At 46.1% G+C, this 16,752-nt stretch carries 15 protein-coding genes, 1 tRNA gene and 2 pseudogenes; 9 read left to right on the forward strand and 9 right to left on the reverse strand.

The annotated features are described in order from the left end of the window. Positions 1–14: 14 nt before the first annotated feature. From ACR1UW_RS08470 to ACR1UW_RS08480, 3 genes are all read right to left on the reverse strand, one after another. Positions 15–815, reverse strand: coding sequence for an ExeA family protein (locus tag ACR1UW_RS08470; RefSeq protein ID WP_020961374.1), 801 nt, complete (start codon positions 813–815; stop codon positions 15–17). Beyond that, entirely contained in the window at positions 808–2,058 is a 1,251-nt protein-coding gene (locus tag ACR1UW_RS08475; protein WP_047818978.1) for an IS481 family transposase, read from the reverse strand. The genes ACR1UW_RS08470 and ACR1UW_RS08475 overlap by 8 nt, the downstream gene beginning before the upstream one ends. A gap of 141 nt (positions 2,059–2,199) precedes the next feature. After that, complete coding sequence (locus ACR1UW_RS08480) at positions 2,200–2,763, reverse strand: DUF6431 domain-containing protein (RefSeq protein WP_498932906.1); 564 nt, start codon at positions 2,761–2,763, stop codon at positions 2,200–2,202. 725 nt (positions 2,764–3,488) lie between these two features. Between ACR1UW_RS08480 and ACR1UW_RS08485 the strand changes: the two genes are divergently transcribed. From ACR1UW_RS08485 to ACR1UW_RS08510, 6 genes and pseudogenes are all read left to right on the forward strand, one after another. Continuing rightward, entirely contained in the window at positions 3,489–3,854 is a 366-nt protein-coding gene (locus ACR1UW_RS08485; protein WP_498932908.1) for a hypothetical protein, read from the forward strand. 208 nt (positions 3,855–4,062) lie between these two features. Further along, positions 4,063–4,533, forward strand: a complete 471-nt coding sequence (locus tag ACR1UW_RS08490) for a hypothetical protein (protein WP_237420179.1) — start codon at positions 4,063–4,065, stop codon at positions 4,531–4,533. A 115-nt stretch (positions 4,534–4,648) separates the two neighbouring features. Beyond that, positions 4,649–5,794 (forward strand): annotated as a pseudogene (locus ACR1UW_RS08495) (restriction endonuclease); the annotation flags it as partial. Positions 5,795–6,019: 225 nt separating this feature from the next. Further along, complete coding sequence (locus ACR1UW_RS08500; protein WP_237420181.1) at positions 6,020–6,538, forward strand: hypothetical protein; 519 nt, start codon at positions 6,020–6,022, stop codon at positions 6,536–6,538. A gap of 171 nt (positions 6,539–6,709) precedes the next feature. After that, positions 6,710–7,690, forward strand: a complete 981-nt coding sequence (locus ACR1UW_RS08505; protein WP_033015505.1) for a restriction endonuclease — start codon at positions 6,710–6,712, stop codon at positions 7,688–7,690. A gap of 751 nt (positions 7,691–8,441) precedes the next feature. Beyond that, positions 8,442–8,517: transfer RNA gene (locus tag ACR1UW_RS08510), tRNA-Arg, on the forward strand. 131 nt (positions 8,518–8,648) lie between these two features. On the opposite strand, the pseudogene ACR1UW_RS08515 reads toward ACR1UW_RS08510, so the two are convergent. Then, positions 8,649–8,798 (reverse strand): annotated as a pseudogene (locus ACR1UW_RS08515) (site-specific integrase); the annotation flags it as partial. Between the two features lie 63 nt (positions 8,799–8,861). Between ACR1UW_RS08515 and ACR1UW_RS08520 the strand changes: the two are divergent. Beyond that, positions 8,862–9,188 carry a transposase gene (locus ACR1UW_RS08520; RefSeq protein ID WP_011229672.1) on the forward strand — a complete coding sequence of 109 codons (327 nt, stop codon included), beginning with the start codon at positions 8,862–8,864 and terminating at the stop codon, positions 9,186–9,188. Positions 9,189–9,288: 100 nt separating this feature from the next. Beyond that, complete coding sequence (locus ACR1UW_RS08525; RefSeq protein WP_223813659.1) at positions 9,289–9,492, forward strand: IS3 family transposase; 204 nt, start codon at positions 9,289–9,291, stop codon at positions 9,490–9,492. Between the two features lie 712 nt (positions 9,493–10,204). On the opposite strand, the gene ACR1UW_RS08530 is transcribed toward ACR1UW_RS08525, so the two are convergent. The 5 genes from ACR1UW_RS08530 to ACR1UW_RS08550 all read right to left on the reverse strand — a co-directional run bounded on the left by ACR1UW_RS08530 (position 10,205) and on the right by ACR1UW_RS08550 (position 14,781). Beyond that, the gene (locus tag ACR1UW_RS08530; protein ID WP_498932911.1) at positions 10,205–11,854 is read right to left on the reverse strand and encodes an IS1634 family transposase; all 1,650 of its coding nucleotides are present in this window, start codon (positions 11,852–11,854) and stop codon (positions 10,205–10,207) included. Between the two features lie 136 nt (positions 11,855–11,990). Then, the gene (locus ACR1UW_RS08535) at positions 11,991–12,440 is read right to left on the reverse strand and encodes a hypothetical protein (protein WP_498932913.1); all 450 of its coding nucleotides are present in this window, start codon (positions 12,438–12,440) and stop codon (positions 11,991–11,993) included. 136 nt (positions 12,441–12,576) lie between these two features. Continuing rightward, positions 12,577–13,764 carry an IS701 family transposase gene (locus ACR1UW_RS08540; RefSeq protein ID WP_498932915.1) on the reverse strand — a complete coding sequence of 396 codons (1,188 nt, stop codon included), beginning with the start codon at positions 13,762–13,764 and terminating at the stop codon, positions 12,577–12,579. 95 nt (positions 13,765–13,859) lie between these two features. Beyond that, positions 13,860–14,438 (reverse strand): site-2 protease family protein, encoded by a 579-nt coding sequence (locus ACR1UW_RS08545; RefSeq protein ID WP_498932917.1) that lies wholly within the window; start codon positions 14,436–14,438, stop codon positions 13,860–13,862. Beyond that, positions 14,419–14,781: a hypothetical protein gene (locus ACR1UW_RS08550; RefSeq protein WP_429907985.1), complete on the reverse strand. Its 363-nt coding sequence runs from the start codon at positions 14,779–14,781 to the stop codon at positions 14,419–14,421. Before ACR1UW_RS08550 ends, ACR1UW_RS08545 begins: the two co-directional genes overlap by 20 nt. A 416-nt stretch (positions 14,782–15,197) precedes the next feature. Here ACR1UW_RS08550 and tnpC point away from each other — a divergent pair, with 416 nt between their 5' ends. Then, the gene (gene tnpC / locus ACR1UW_RS08555) at positions 15,198–16,646 is read left to right on the forward strand and encodes an IS66 family transposase (protein WP_498932920.1); all 1,449 of its coding nucleotides are present in this window, start codon (positions 15,198–15,200) and stop codon (positions 16,644–16,646) included. Positions 16,647–16,752: the final 106 nt, after the last annotated feature.

Consider the following 16,752-nt stretch of genomic DNA (forward strand, 5'->3'; position numbering starts at 1 on the left):
CGGCCCCTTTCGTGCTAATACCCCATTTCCTCTGCGGCCATGCGCACCACTTCTTCGTCAATGGCGTCCTTTTTCAGCTGATACCCGTATAACAGGCACGTCGTGGCCAACGTGTTGATCACCCGAGGCCATCCCCGCGACTGCAGGGCAATCGCCTCTAACGCCGATGGGGTGAAGATCGGATGCTTCGCCCCGGCCTGTTTCATCCGATGCTCGATGTAGCCCGCCACCTCTTCCCTCTCCAGCGGCCCCATCCGGTATCGCATGATGATCCGTTGGTCGAGAGGGTGGTGCTGATTGAGCCGCAGCTTCCCCTGTAAATGGGGCAGCCCGGCCAAAATCAAGACAAATGGGTTGGTCGAATCCATCTCAAAGTTGAACAAGATCGCGATGTCCTGTAAAAATGCATCCTTTGCTAAATGCATCTCGTCCAAAATGAACACCGGCGTGATCCGCCGTTCATGATACAATCGCTCGATCGCCTGCTGGATTTGGCGGAAGAGGTCTACCTTGCGGTACTTCGGTTCCTCTCCTAATCCCAAGGCCAAACCACGGTAAAAATCCATCACGCCTCCGGTGGATAACGGAAAGTAGACGACATGATACAATGATGGATTCAATGACTCTTTCAGCGCCCGAAGGGCGAACGTCTTGCCCGCCCCCGGCTCTCCGATCAACAGCCCGATCCCCCGGGTTCGTTTCACGTACTCCAGCGCCCGCAACGCTTCCTGAAATGACGCCCCTTGATACGCCTCAGACGGGTCGGTTTCTTTCGCAAACGGCTCCCGCGAAAGGGAGTAAAACGATTTATACACCGTGTTCTCCCTCCTTCGCCGGAATCGCCGCAAACGGGGACCGATGGCGTTTTACATAGGCGTTGTCCTCCAAACGAACCCGAACGGCCTCCGCCACCTTCCTTCCATCTTCGTACACATAGACGCCCCGTTCGTCATAGCGGAGTTCAATCGATTGCCCAATGAACCGGGGCGGCACTTCATACAGCTGCTTGTTCAAGGTGATCGTTCCATCGGCTTTGACCTTGCGGTGCTCCCGCTTCAGAAAAATCGCGTCCAGCCAATCGATGTCTTCGATCCACACCACTCGTTCCACTTGGGACTGAAACACCTCATGCGGCGTTTTCCCATCAAGCGAGGCGTGAGGTTTTCGATGATACTCTTCTTCAAGCCACTTCCAAAAACGCTCGTTCAACTCGTCAAGCGACTTCGGCGGATTCAGCTCCAACAGCGGATAAAACCGCGTCTGCACGGTGCGGAAGAACCGTTCGATTTTCCCCTTGCTTTGCGGATCATACGGCTGGGTGTGGATCAAGGTGATTCCCATCTCGGCGCACGCATACTGCAGCACCTCGGACCGATAAATTTTCCCGTTGTCCGAGTAAATGCGTTTCGGCTTCCCGCAACGAAGCACCGCTTCCTTCGTGACGATCCGCAGCCCGTCAAACTTCTCCGAAGGGAAAAATTGGGCATATGGCACTAACCGCGAGCAGTCATCGATATACGCGATCAAAAACGTTTTCTGGGCTTTCCCATGGACGCGAATCGTGGGTCCATGGGATAAGTCCCCTTGCCATAGCTCATTGATCTGGTCATACGCAAAACGCTTTCGCTCCGGCATCGGCAAGATTTCTTTTCCCACCAGGTTGTGTTTTTTCAACAATCGGTATATAGTAAAGTATGAGAGGGTGGTGGGAATGTCCCCCTGCTTGGTGAGTTGTTCGTAGAATAGGGTCACGGGCATGGTGGGATGTTCCTTCCTCAATGCTAGAATATGATCCTCATCATCGGGGGACAGACGTCTGGAGCGGCCGCGGTCCGAACGGCGCTTCGGCTTCAAGGCGTCGAAGCCCCCTTTTTTGTATCGGGCGCACCAATCCAGAATCGTCTTCGCCGCAATGGGTTTGTCCCCTTGATGAGGAATCGAATGCACTCGCCCGCCCACCTCATTCAAATACGCCTTGGGCTCCACCTGGCCATTCACCAACGGAGCGATCAGCCCGTACCGAAACAGCGCGATGTCGTGTCTCATCGATTCATCCATCCGGATCTCCTCCCTGTCTCCCTGTGATGTTGGACCGTCCCGGTCCCTCTGCCTCCTATCTTACGAAACGGCTCGAGATTCGTCGAGAGGAAGGGTTTGTGGGAACATCAACCATCTCCATTTTTGGTGTTAAGTAGAAAATCAGGAAGCAATTTGATCCGCAAACGGATGCCACCTCTCGTTTGTCCACAGGTCTTGGATGATCGAGCCCACCCCCCGTCCCTCCAAGGTCTGCATCCACCAAACCGCCCGTTCTGTTCTTGCGTTCCCTACAGGGCCGATGATCCCCCACCTTCTCGCCGCCGCGTGATGCAAGCGAGAGAGATTCCGTAAAAATCGTCGGACATAAAACAAGATGACCTCCTTGGTGGGAAAAACAACCTGTTTGGTCTTCGCTCCTTGCCTTGGCGTTTCGAACCATGCTTTGACCGCTTGCCAAATAACCGATCGTGTATATTGAACATACGGGAGGAGGAAAGAAGGCAGCACACTCACGGTTTTGCGACACTCTTGACAGCGATATCGTGCGATCCAAAGGTGATACTCCCCCTCTGCCGTCAACGCATAGCGTTGGTAGTATCCGTGACGATGCAAGGGGCGGCGGGATGAACAGTGGGGGCATTGGTTCACGTCGGGAAAATCGTTCCCTTTCCCACGATCCGTATACGTTTGAATGTCAATGCCAAAGTCGTGAAACTGGATCACACTTCCTCCCCCTCATTGAAACGAATGGAAATCTTTGTCCGAAACAATTCACAAAAAATTTAGCACATTCCTTCAGAAAAGGGGAGAGGGCTTTCTGAAAGAATGTGCAAAAAAATGGGCGTTTTGTGCTGAAATAAAATGATAATTTACACTTGAACATTGGGATAAACCGCCGAGCGTTTCTGAACATTGGTTTTTCTATTGGCCTTTATATGATGGTGATAACTTTACTGACCATGAACTTGAAAATGGAGTGTTTAGAACTGTTCCAAATGACGAAAAAACTTCAGAAAAATATGGTAAAATTCAAGAAGTTATTTCAAAGGAAATTGACTTATTACCCATTACATCAACGAACATTAAGGATAGGGTGTTTGGTGAGTTGAAGCGTTTGTGACAGATAAACTGGAATTAGGGAAATGAAAACAGTTGACAGACTGAGGAGGGCGGTGCGTAGGGATCAAAATAGAAATGTCTCTTCGGATGGTAATATTCCGTCTAGCAGAGTTGGACAAATGGAGAAACGGCGAAAGAGAAAACGGTTATTGCAGAAAACTGCCTGGTACAAAAGAATTTAGTTATTTGGGAGTTTTAAAATGAACACGATAGAGTATAATTGCCATTTCACACTGCTTACGGCGAAGATATGGCAAGCCCTGCTTTTTTCCCGTGAATCGGGAATCGCTGGCCAAGGAGCATCGTATTAAAGATATGGGGGGAGAGGAATGAACATGCTGAGCTTTGAGCATAAGAAAGCGATTTTTCGGTCATATAAGCAGCTACAAGAAAAGCCTATAAGTTACGATCGAGTAAATTATGTTTATCCAGAAAGCCGGCAAAGAGGGAAAGTATTAGCTAGGGAGTTATCCCCTAATGGAAATGGATATGTAAATGGCAAGTATATGGATAGTGAAATCATAAAGAAAAAAGGATATAACGTTGATCGACGAGGATGGATAAGAATTGCCCATTTCTCTGAAGAACAGTTAAGGGAAGTGATTGAGATTGCCATGATGTCTATGTCAGGGAAAAGTGCTGAAATGATACAAACTGGAGCAAATTTGAACCATGATAGTAACAAAATGAAGTAGCAAGAAATAGGGATGGAAACTTCGACTTCTTTTGAAAGACCGGTTCGTTCATGTTTGTATAATTGGATTGGCTACGGAAATGTCAATGCCCCGTTTTGGTTTCTTGGGGTTGAAGAAGGTGGGGCAGAAATATGGAGACACCGTACGAAAACCCTTGAACAAAGTTTAGAGATTCGCTCAAAGTTTCATCTTCAAATGGATTTTCGGCATGTTTGGGAAGGTTTGTACCATATTACCGCTATCATCATGGATAGGCCCTAATGTTTGGCGCTATATAGCGGCTTTTATTTTGGAATTCGAAGGAAGAGATGTAACTGTTGAAAATATTAATCATTACATTTTTTATGCAAAGCAATTAGGGAGAGAAAGTTCCAATCATTTTCTTGGTGAAATGATGCCATTGCCCAAGCCGTCTAAAAAAAGCATAAAACCTTATGAATCTATTTGGAGTTCTGTAGATGATTATTATGATGAAGCGGCCAACAACAGACTTTCCCTTATTCGTAAAACAATCATTGAAAATCAAAATGTAAAGCTCATTGTATCTTATGATCGAACGCTCACTGAAATGATGCTAAACTATTTCTCTTCAACGATTGAAATTGTTAGTACGTGGAATTTTAAGCATAAGCAATATACACTTTATAAAATTACATTTAGCAATGAACGATCTATATAGGTTGTAATAAAGAATTTCCGACCTCCATGTCCCGTCTTTACTTTATCACCTAACAAGCTGGCACGGTGACAAGAAGAGCGAACAATGCCATGTAAAACAAAATTGCCACTTATATATTTATATCGACGAGAAGACGGAAGAGCCGATGCAAATGGGCTACGATTTATCGGTGAAATTATATGAAGAATTGAAGCAAAACGGCTATATCGATAAGCATAGCATGGTCACCTCTGAATTAAAGAAAGCAATAGAAAACTATGACTTGCGCTTAAGTTCGGAGTTTCAGCCATGGCTTCCAGCGATCGTAAAAGAAATAAAACGCCACTTGCAAGCATTGCCGATCAAAGATGGGACGAAAAAGAAAAAAGTCCATGTCAATATGGCGGTTCTCAATCAAGAAGAGTTTCGGCAATTGTGGGACAAAATCAAATACAAAACCGTCTATTCGGTCGATTTTGACAGCGAACAGCTCACTGACTTGTGCATCGCCGCCATTCAGGAAATGAAGCCCATTGAAAAAATCCGCATTGTCAGCCGGAAAGGAAGGGTGGAAATTGATCATGTGACAGGCGTACAGGCTCAGGTGGTCAGCGAAAAAGTGGAGGATTACGTCAGCTTGCACCATACGCTTCCAGACGTCATTACCGAGCTGCAAAACCGCACGAATTTAACACGCAAGACGATTGTCCGCATCTTAACCGGCTACAAACGGCTCGATGATTTCAAAAACAATCCGCAAAAGTTTATTGAAGAAGTGGCAAACATCATCCAGCGCCAAATGAGGCTGTTGCTGAAAGATGGCGTGAAATATTACAAAATTGGTGATGATGCGTATTACGCGGTCGAACTGTTCCAAAACGAAGAGCTGCTCGCCTATTTGAACGACAACGCCATCCCGAGCGAAAAATCGCCGTTTGACCATATCCTTTACGATTCCGATGTGGAAGAGCGGTTCGCCAAACGTTTTGAACACGATGAGAACGTAAAAGTGTACGTCAAACTGCCGAGTTGGTTTAAAATTGACACACCGATCGGCTCCTACAATCCCGACTGGGCGCTTGTCATCGAAAAGGATGGAGAGGAAAAACTGTACTTCGTCCTCGAGACGAAAGGACAGGAATGGGAGGATGAGCTGCGGCCAGGCGAAGCAGCGAAAATTGCCTTCGCCCGCAAACACTTCCAAGCCATCGGAACAGACGTGGAATTCATCGGACCGGAGAATGATGTCGAGCGGTTTATGTTACGAGCCTTAAGCCGTTGAAGGTGGGGACAAAACAGAAGCCAAGCGGGCTTTAGTATCTTTACGTATTCGCCCGCAAACTGCTTTGGGCAATAAATCTATCAGATATAGAAAGGGAGAGCGGTAACGCACCGCTCTTTTTGTATTTTTTTGCTGGTCGACAAAGTTCGACGGCAATGTTTTACAAAAGTTGATACAATCAAATCAATCGAATCTTTTTATCTATGACAAAGGGAGGGGACACGGATGGCGACGATTCGCAAAGCGGATTATTACTATGGAGCGCTTCTTTCCGCGCTGGTCAATGGCGGGTTGGCGCCGGCGCTGTTTGAAAAGGAAAATGACAACCGACAAATTTATGAAGTCACGACGAATAAAGCGAGCTATATTATGTACACGAAATACAACACGAATCCATCCGGCTCCAAAGATTTCACTTGGTCGTTTGTATTCAGCGATCATGAGATTGCTGAAATTCACAAGATTGATCTCGAACACAGCCAGGAAAAAGAAATCGTGTTTGCATTTGTCTGCGCACAGAAACAGCCGAGTGACTCCAATCAAGTGATTGCCATCGTCCGTTGGAATGAGTTTCTCGAGTGTGTCGACCTGCAAAGACAACAAGTGCGGGGAACTCCGCGGCTTTCCATAAAAGCGGTGAAAGGCTCTCCCAAGCTTCGCCTCTACGGCAGCAAGCGCGCAGATGTATTGGATGGAAAAGATCATACGATCAAAATTGAACGAAATCGATTAAACAGTTTGTAATTAGGTGAAGAACACCGATGGATGGGCTTATGTTATACGGTTTGTTCGTTTTGGCACATCTTAAATGTAGTGCCTATAGCGGTGAGCTATAGGCTCATTGTTTCAGCTCCTGTTTTTAGAAGAATGACTGCTTCACGGAGCGATTTCTTTTTGCCAAAAGGAGGAACCTAGATGTCAAAATGGTGGATGATCCGCGCGGGCGATCGCAATGAATTGATTCCGCTTTGGCTGGAAAAGGGCATCGCATCGATCGGTTGGGCGAGATTGGGCGATCCGAAGCGCTTTCGGTCGAAAGAACAGCTGCAGCGAAAGGCGGATGAAGTGTTTGCCGAGTCAAAACCAAAATCGAGAACGAGTTGGGTGAATCAAGTATGGCGGTTTGCCCATGAAATCAAAAAGGGCGATCGAGTGATCACATATTCAAAAGAGAAAAGGGAATACATTGTTGGAACCGTGACAGAAGAGCATCGTTACGATCCCTCCATCGGGCATCCCTATTATCCGAACATCATCCGGGTAAAATGGGAAAATGCGACAGTTCCAAGGGATTCGCTGTCAGACGGAGCGAAGAACAGTTTAGGTTCGACGCTGACGGTGTTTCGAGTGGACGAATGGGGCGATGAAATCGAGCAGCGTTTACACAGTGAACCATTCTCAAAACCTCAACATGAAGAGGGGGAAACGGAAGAAATCGTTGAAGACCTTGTTGGAAAAGCGTTGATGATGATCCAAGACAAAGTGGACAAGCTTGATCCGTGGCAAATGCAAGATTTAGTGGCAGGCTTGCTTCAAGCGATGGGGTACAACGTGCAAGTAAGCCCGAAAGGCCCTGACGGCGGTGTGGATGTGCTCGCCTATAAGGACGCGTTTGGCTTTGAAAAACCTGTAATCAAGGTGCAAGTGAAGCATCGCAAAAGCGCCGCCTCGGCTCCGGAAATCCAGCAACTTCTCGGGGCCAACCCGATTGATGCCAATTGCCTGTTCGTCTCCACAGGCGGTTTTACGTCCCACGCAGAGGCAGTCGCCAAACATAATTCCGTGAAACTGATTGATTTGGAAGAGCTGGTCAACTTGATTGTCCATTGGTATGAGAACATGCCTAGCGATGCGAGAGCGCTGCTTCCGCTACAGAAAATGTATGTGCCTGAATAAAAGCCGTTTGGGGCCGATTTCCTAGTTGCTCGAGGTTTTCCCGATTAAGCGAGTTGATGTTTGTTGAGCCTTTATGCCAAGGCAGGGATTTCGTCGTATTGACTTGGATGGAACACACAAGCGAAAAACGGAGAGCTTTCCCCAGCTCTCCATTTTTTCGTACATGCAGGATTTCGACCTTATGTTCACGAATGGTATTCCTTATGTTGGTTTCCTCCGTGAGGAACCGTTCTTTCCACGTGGGGGACGATTCGGCCAAGGATGTTGATGATGACAAACGGCCAACCGTTCGTCGTGCGGATGGCGCTCGTCGAGGACGCTGATCCAGTTGCGTGTGTTTGCAAGGGCGGTGGACGGAGAAGGTCGTCTTGCCTGCGATCAGGGAAGCAGCGGTTCAAGGCTGCGGCGAATCCCATCGCTTCGCGTTGCCGTGCAGACGGGGCGTCTAAATGCAAGGGCAATGGTGGTGTGTGGCTGTAAAGATGGTGTTTTTGAGAGGGGATGAATGTTGCAAATCGTCACCTATACGTTCTATTCCATTGTGTCGGAACGAAGCGGGATTCGGCTGATCGATGCGGATTGGAGCGATCGGTGCGGATGGATCGTTGTGCAAAGAAGCCGTCGGCGGTTGAATTGCTGGGAACGAAGAGCGAACTTTGGAGAGATCGGGGGTGGAGTTCTCTATTTTGTTTGTCTATCAGCTATTGAATTTTTAGGCGCAGATGGATAGAATGAAAAAGGAGAGCCATATGGCCCCGTAGCTCAGTGGATAGAGCGTCGGTTTCCTAAACCGTGCGTCGGAGGTTCGAATCCTCTCGGGGCCGCCATCTACATACGATTCGTTCGGGTTGAGATTGCCGAACCCCTTGATATGACTGCGTTTGTGGTCATTTTTCATTTTTTAGGAATCCCCAAAAAAAGATAGAATCCGAAAAAATTTTGCACGAATTTTGCACGGCTATTTGGCATGGTACAGCTCCTCCATTGCAAGGTCAACTTGCCGAGACTCTTTTTGCTCCATCTCATCTAAAATGTGCGAGTACGTTTGTAAAGTGGTTACAATATCTTTATGCCCCAGCCGCCGGGAAACGTATTTGATATCCACTCCCTCTAGTGTAGACAGTTGGGAAAATGCCCATACTGTCATTAAAAACACTGGAGGGATTTGTTTATGTTCGAGACCAAGCAAACACCGAAAGGGAAGACCACTTATTCCGTGGAGTTTAAATGGAGGGCTGTCCAGATGTACATCGAAGAAGGATGGGGATATAAGCGGATATGCCAAGAGTTAGGGATTCCCTGCACGAAAACGATCAGACTTTGGGTAAAACGTTACCATGAACATGGTCTAAAAGGGCTCGAAGAACGGCGCGGGACATCCAAGTCTCCATTCAAGGGAAGGCCTCGAAAAAAAGAGTGCAGTTTAGAGGAAGAGAATCGAAGACTGAAAGCAGAGAATGATTATTTAAAAAAGTTACGAGAGCTGGCAAGGAGGTGAAACCGAACGAGCGGTTCTCGATCATTCAGGAGTTATCCAACACCTATCCGATTGCCTGGCTATGCCAACTGGCCGGTGTGTCAAGAAGTGGATACTATCGATGGGTGAACCGGCAGGGAATCCCTGCATGGAAAATTTTTTCGGGCATTTGAAATCGGAAATGGTGGACCTTCCTACCTTTGAAACGGAAGAGGAAATGATCGAGGCGATCGATCAGTACATGTATTTTTATAATTATGAACGGTGCCAGAAAAAACTAGACTACCTCAGCCCAGTGGAATACCGAATTGCCCAAGCAGCCTAGCAGACGAACGGCTGAGAATGTCTCCTTCTTCAGCTTGCCAACGATGAAGTGGAATGAAGGAGACGTTCTCAAGTGCTTTCCTTGACAACGTTTCCTCATTCCACTATCCTAACAAGCAGCTGAAGAAGGTGGGTATTTTTCACACTGTCTACTTGACAGGGATATGTTCACATAGTCGAGAGGGGCTTTTATTTGTATTCATTAACCAAATATGAAGACTAGATAGATAAAAACGACAAATAAGAAAAACAAAGTAACTAAGGCGATACCTAACCACACAACTTTTCTAAAAATTTTTATTTTCTTGTCCGAATTACTTCTAAATGTTACTAAAAAAATAGCACCAAAAATTATCCCTAAGAAGCCTCTATATAATGTGTTAAACCAAGTAACGTGATCATTTGGCCCTACTATTAATGTACCTAGTGCATAAATAAAGAAGATTATAGATAATATTAAAGAACTGTAAGTAAAAATTCTTCCTTTATTGTTATTATTAGCAGAAAAATTATACATAAAATACCCCTTGTCTTAATTTTATTTTCGTAACTATTCAGCCACATCATAACTCACATTTCGCACCCTAACAAGGTCAAAACAAAGGATTTTTTATTTAGTTTTTCAGAATAACTTTTTGACCAACACAACGAGCGATGGCAATCCTTTTTTTACCATCGCTGGTCGTTCCGTATGACGTTACACGTAAATGCTCTCATCCATGCCCAATGCCCAATCCCTGCAGAATCCTTCGCTGATCAGGGGTAAGGGAGCGATCCAGTGAGCGTTGGATGCGCCCATCCGGCAGCTCCAGGAGGACGACGTTCACATATTGAAACAGCTGAAAAATCGCCTGTCCCGTCGGTCGGGTCAGCTTGCGGCCTCCAGGACCCTTCAACGGGTGTTCTGGAGTAATAAACTGACGCACTCGGCGCTGAAAAACGCGGTAAATCGCCAAGGCCAACAGAAACAAATAGCCTAATACTGCGACCCGTTCTGGTTTTTTGACGTAAATCTCATCCGTGAAAAAAGGGTCTTTCAAAAAAGCGAAGTTCATTTCCACCGAGATCTGCCCTTTATATAGCTTCAAGATCTCTTGGGCATCCATTTGTTGACCCTTCCATTCCTCCGGAACGGTCGTGACGAGGACAAACCGGGACGCTTTCCGTCTTGCCTGTTCCCACGCGTTTTGGTCGAATTCGACGTCAAGGCGCAAGAGATACCGCGTCTCCATCTCGGGTTCCGCCCCTTTTTTCGGCCGTCCGCGCCGTTTTTTCGGGCGTACGATCTCTTCGACCGCGGCCTTGACCTGATGAAACCGTGGGCGAAGGGACGTCTTGAGGGACGCCAAGGCTTGTTCAGCGTCTTCCCGGCACGAGAAAGGGTGGCGCTCCCAATGGGCTTGTTCCTCGCGAAGAAGCTCCGCTTCTTTGGTTCGTTCTTTTTCGAGCGTCTTTCCTTTTCGCTGGTCGAGCGCACTCGATTCGACGACGATCAGCCGAACGGGGTGGCCTTCATAGGTGGAGGATGTTTCCCATACCCGGTACGTGGCGCCGTTTCTCTCCGCCAGCGTAAAGGGGTCGCTCCACGGGATGTGGGCCGAATCGGCCTCCGCGAATGCCCGTTTGACGATCCGGAGCGACGAAGGGCCTCGGGTGATCAAAAAGGCGTTGGCCGCTTTGGTTTGCGCCAGAGTGTCTTTTGTCATCGCGGCGGAATCGGCCACATAAATCCATTCGTCTTCAATCTTGGCTTGTTTGAGCTGTTCGTGGACACGGGACAGCACCTCCGGATTCCACGTTTTGTCAGGCAGGTTGCCGTCGTGCACATCGCCGTAAAACGGGATGCCGTCCTCGTTGCCGACCAGTCCGAAGCCGATCTGTTTTTGCCAACGATGATGGCGGTTATAGCCATGCGTAATCTGCAAGGCATCCGGCGAGGCCGATTCATACGTACCGTAAACCGATACATCGGTCGTATCGGCATGGAACACCCGAAGAGGGATTCCTTCTTTCTTGTAAATTTGCACAAGACAGGCGGAAAGAACCGCGTGGATATTGGCGTCGTACAGTCGATCGAGATGGCGCGCGATGGCATCGTCGTTGAACCAAGAGGGGGAAAGTCCTGGTCGGATCAGCTTAGGCAAATCGATGTCATGCGCCCATCGTTCCAAATGAACGAGTGCTTGCCGACCGCTCAAGATATCCAAGGTAAGCAGCCAGACAACGTCGCTGGCTCGAGTTTGGCATTGAGGGTCCACGGGAACGAGACGATCAATCAACCGAGGGAGGCCAAGATCCTTGAAAATGGTGCTTATTATATTCAAATAAGAACTTTCATAAATGGCACGGATTTGAACGCTCATGATGTAGAAACTCCTTTGCTTTCCTTGTGTTTCAAAGATTCATTCGACATGAAGATAAAAAAATCCTCCCGATTTTTGTCGAGAGGGCGCGAAATGTGAGTTACACAAAATTTTATACATCATCTAATGTGCTAGTTTATATCATCATTTTTAACCTCAATTTTTGTAAGATATCTTTTTCAACATGATATACCCCTTGACCATTAGTATAGTTTAATTCATGTTCTAATTTGTTTATCAAACTTTTTGCTCCTTTAATATCTCCCTTTAAATACTTAATTATGGCAAGGGAACGGTTATAGGCATATGAATCTAATTTTGATACTCCTTTAAATAATTTATCTATTTCTTCTAAGTTTTCCTCACTGTTTCCATATAAAAATTTATAGAGTATGTATAAACTGTTAAAATTCCCTTTGATAAATTTATTTTCCTTTGTAAGCGGTTCATTTATGACTGGTTGTATACTTAAAAAAATCTGTTCAACATTCCCAGCGTCAAAATAATAATAAAAAAGAAATGTATAGATCATATGATTTTCAATTGAATTTTTCCCTTTAATTATTTCTTTACACTTTTCAATCAACTCTTTATCCCATTCAATTGGTCTTTTTGAACTAAACATCTCACTAAGTATTTGAAATTTTAAAATATGTGTAACTGTAGATGAGCATTTTTCATTACAATAATTTCCATGGTTAGAGAGATAAACAGGGTACCCCTTACGCGATACGGAGCTGTTTTTTGATCACATCAATGGGAATATCTTGCTTTGCAGCGTCATAAATGAACTCGACGACGCTGTGGTCTTTCCGCGACCGAAGAAGCTCCAGCCCGGTGGAGAGGTTTTGGCGGGATTCGGCGATGCTGTACACGCAGGAGAGCAGCACCACCGCCCAATACCGTTTCACCGCCCGAATGTGGCGAACGCGGTATCCATCCAGCTTCAGTTGATCTTTCGCCTGCCGGAAAAAGCACTCGATCGTCCAACGCTGAGCATAGTAACGCAAGATGTCTTCGTCCCCGAGTTCCCGGTCGGTGCTCAAGATGCAATGAAGATGTTCCGGCGCCATCGGCTGATCCGCCTTCCAAGCCAGCAGCACCACCGCGTCATCGAGGCCATGGATGGCCCCCTCATAGCGATACACGCGATAACGCTCCTGCCCCACCGTGACGAGGCGGGTGTCTTTGGACTCGATATAGCGGGCGAACTGCTTGGCTTGGATGGCGATGCCTTTCGGGTAGAGAATCCGGTTCGTCTTGAGCATCGCGATGACATGGAATCCCTGTTTCAAGCAGGCTTCAATGAGCTTTTTGGACGGATGCCACGAATCCATGAGCACATACACCCGCTGAGCCCGCTTCACCTTGAGCGAGGAAAGCATCTCGATCGCCAGGTCGATCTTGCTTTTTCCCGCTTTCTTGTCATACAGGCGGAACGCAAATGGGAACGCCTGCGTGAAGGTGTGCACCATCAGCCAAACGAGCGAATGCCCCCAGACCGATTGATGATCTTTATGCGAGTAGTGCCAGTCGCACCCTTGAATGGCGTGCACAGCCCGTGACGAAGGCTTTGTTTTTTGGCAAATCGTATCATCAATCGAAACAAAAAGGGGTTGATTCTTCCGTTTGGCCAGTCGTTCGACCTGGGAAAGGATCCACTCTTGAAGCTTCCCAAGCAGCCTTTCCTCGTTCCAAGGGCTTTTCGTGAAAAAGTGACGGAGCGTCGTTCGATGATTCGGATGAAAGCTCCAGTAATGAATATCAGTCAATGTTCCCGAGAATCCCTTGGTGGTCAAGGCATCGACAATATGAATGAGATGCTTGATGACCGGTTTGGAAAGCTGCAGCGTCAACCCCAGCGTGAAGAAAAACTTGTGGATTCCTTGGTGATGTGCTAATCTATTCATGAGACATGAACCTCCTTGTGGATAGTTGGTGGTACATCTATTCTAACCAAGGAATCGGGTTCATGTCTCCTTTTTTGTTTAGTTGTCAATTTATGTCAGTGAATTTGCTCATCTACAGTATGTAAAAACGTTTGTTCCTTGTCTTTAAGTAATAAAAATATATTTCCTCCATCGGTTGCTTCCCCTTTTACAATTGGAAATGAGGTAGCTATAAATATAACAATGTTTAAAAGAGAACACCATAGCATAAAATCGTTTTTATAAATCTTCCCAATCATGAAAAATATAAGAAATGCTATAAAACTAAAAAAAGGGCCTCCAAACAAAAACAATCCCCATTTTGCTTTTATTTTAGAAAAAGTTTCAACAGTAGGGGTCATAAAAGAAACTCCACCGAAATAAATCCAATGTTTATTTTCACGTATTTTTAATTTTCCTTGCACTTTTTCAATTAAAAAGGGACCAAAAGTAAGAAAATGGAAATTAAACTTACATAATACCCCAAAGATCACATGCCCTAATTCGTGCAAAAAAATAGCAATAATCAAACAGATACCCAAAATCCATATATCGAAAATAGTCGATGCTAATGATGGAAATAATTTAGTAACTATTAAGGAAATAAAGAATATAATTAGAAGTAAAATACTAGGTCTATAAATTATATTTTGCATTGAAATCCTCCCTAACCATATTTCTTATAGATAAATCCAGATATTCTAGGAAGAGGCGGGATCCCAACCGAGTTCGGCGGGTATACGGGTTAAGATCGTTTGTTTTAGTTCTTGTTGTTGTTTTTTCATTAAGAACGGAACCCGTCCCAGTGGGCTTTTTCGGTCCAACAGAAGATTGAATAAGGAAACATAAAAAAACGACGGTTTGGCGGCACAGGTTGAGCATGGCAGCAACATCTTTGCCCAAATATCCTTCCATCACGAGACGAACCGCCATGACACGTTGACCAGCGAGGCCTTTTTGATTTTTCATTCTTCTTGGCAAAGTTTTCGTGATGTCCATCCACGGTCATTCGTAATGGTGAGTCGTCTCATCCTGGGTTTGTTCCTTTTCCGTTCCTTTTCCGATCGAGTGCTTAGGAGCAGTATGATCAAGATGAGAGAAGTTTATCCAAGCGTTAACTTTGTAAGGTGCATCAGCCTTGTTGACCCCAGTTGCAAGGAGATACTTCGACAGAATTCGTTTTCATCCTTTCGATGGTGACGAATTTTTTTGTTATGGGAGTATATGTTAATTTTGTAATTAAATATAAAAATCGAGCGATGAACCAAAACTTTAATAAAAGATGTGATGCTAGTATATTTTTATGGACACATCTGGATCGCGGGTAACTATTCAGCCACATCATAAAGTGAGCTGAATATTTTCTTCTTTCCTTGTCTATGATGTGAATACTGATAGACAAGGAGGTGAATCGCGTGTTGACGGTACAACAAGCTGTATTTACAGTTGAGAGCTTAATCAGCAAAGTTCAACAACAAAAACAGCTCATTCATCAACTCGTTCAAGAAAATGAACATTTGCGTCACGAAAACAAACAACTACGCAAAGAAAATGAACAACTGAAGTATCGCGTTCAAGAGCTGGAAGCACGCACGAAAAAAAACAGCTCCAATAGCCATTTGCCCCCATCTTCTGACCATTTTGCCAACACACGTTCTTCTCGTCAACCATCTGGCAACAAGCCAGGCGGACAAGAAGGGCATCAAGGAACGACGCTCCGTCAAGTGGAACATCCACATCATCGCATCGTCCACCGTGTGCATACGTGTCAAGGATGTGGGGCTTCTTTGCGTGAAGTCAAACCGTTCAAAGTCGATATCCGTCAAGTGTTCGATCTCCCTCCTGTGCCGATCGAGGTGACACAACATGAACGTGAAGTGAAATCCTGTCCACATTGTCGATGTGTTCAACAAGCGGAGTTTCCACCACATGTCACGAATCATGTGCAATACGGTCCACGTCTCACGGCGCTCGTTGTTTATTTGCATCATATCCAATTGATCCCTTACAAGCGTTTAAGTGATACAATCGAAGCGTTATATCAACACTCGATTAGTACGGGAACTCTTGCCAATATGGTGAAACGAGGACGCGAAGCGCTAGAATCGAATATGGACATCATCGAAGACGCCTTACTTGAATCCAACATCCTGCATGTCGATGAAACGAGTTTGCGCATCAATGGGAAACTCGCATGGGTGCATGTCGCGTGTACATCGAAATATACGTACTTGGCTCCTCACGTTTCTCGTGGAAAGAAAGCGACCGATGATATCGGGATTCTTCCCCGATATCAAGGAACGATGATGCATGATGGGTTCGGTACGTATCCGAAATACACACAAGCCACCCATGCCCTTTGTCACGTCCATCATTTGCGTGAATTGAGGGGTTTCACCGAACAAGGGCATACATGGGCAGCGCGCATGACCACGTTTCTGTTAGCCGCCAAACAAGCCGTCGAAGCCCATCACGGTGCGCTTTCCGAAGAAGAAGCGAAACGATGGGAACGAGTGTATGATCGCATCCTAGAAAGAGCACAACACCGATTGGAAACGACGACGCCTCTTCCGAAAAAAGCACTCGCTTTTGTTCGACGCCTTCAAAAACGAAAGGAAGAAGCGCTGCGTTTCTTACGTGAAGTGCATGTTCCCTTTGACAACAACCAAGCCGAACGCGATCTTCGCATGGTCAAAGTCAAAGAGAACATTTCGGGTACGTTTCGCGAAGAAACATTCGCGCAGTCGTTTTGCATCGCAAGAAGCATCGTTTCCACACTGACGAAACACGAAAAAAACGTGTGGGATTCGTTATGTCTTCTGTTGGCAGGCGAAACGATCGATCGAGTTCTTTCCGCTACCTAGGGCATTTTCTATGACCGAAATGCCCTATTTGTGCTGGGCTTTTTTATACACTAGCACTGGGGTGAATAGTTACAAAAATAAAGGGTCAACCCCAACATCGTGAAAA

Origin of the sequence: Geobacillus lituanicus, assembly GCF_050994965.1 — a bacterium.
Classification (GTDB): Bacteria; Bacillota; Bacilli; order Bacillales; family Anoxybacillaceae; genus Geobacillus; species Geobacillus stearothermophilus.

Coding starts and splice junctions, on each gene's coding strand:
- ACR1UW_RS08520 (WP_011229672.1), top strand. CDS start 8,862: ATGTTCGAGACCAAGCAAACACCGAAAGGGAAGACCACTTATTCCGTG.
- ACR1UW_RS08485 (WP_498932908.1), top strand. CDS start 3,489: ATGAACATGCTGAGCTTTGAGCATAAGAAAGCGATTTTTCGGTCATAT.
- ACR1UW_RS08545 (WP_498932917.1), bottom strand. CDS start 14,438: ATGCAAAATATAATTTATAGACCTAGTATTTTACTTCTAATTATATTC.
- ACR1UW_RS08540 (WP_498932915.1), bottom strand. CDS start 13,764: ATGAATAGATTAGCACATCACCAAGGAATCCACAAGTTTTTCTTCACG.
- ACR1UW_RS08530 (WP_498932911.1), bottom strand. CDS start 11,854: ATGAGCGTTCAAATCCGTGCCATTTATGAAAGTTCTTATTTGAATATA.
- ACR1UW_RS08475 (WP_047818978.1), bottom strand. CDS start 2,058: ATGGATGAATCGATGAGACACGACATCGCGCTGTTTCGGTACGGGCTG.
- ACR1UW_RS08490 (WP_237420179.1), top strand. CDS start 4,063: ATGTTTGGGAAGGTTTGTACCATATTACCGCTATCATCATGGATAGGC.
- ACR1UW_RS08525 (WP_223813659.1), top strand. CDS start 9,289: ATGGGTGAACCGGCAGGGAATCCCTGCATGGAAAATTTTTTCGGGCAT.
- ACR1UW_RS08550 (WP_429907985.1), bottom strand. CDS start 14,781: ATGGACATCACGAAAACTTTGCCAAGAAGAATGAAAAATCAAAAAGGC.
- ACR1UW_RS08500 (WP_237420181.1), top strand. CDS start 6,020: ATGGCGACGATTCGCAAAGCGGATTATTACTATGGAGCGCTTCTTTCC.
- ACR1UW_RS08505 (WP_033015505.1), top strand. CDS start 6,710: ATGTCAAAATGGTGGATGATCCGCGCGGGCGATCGCAATGAATTGATT.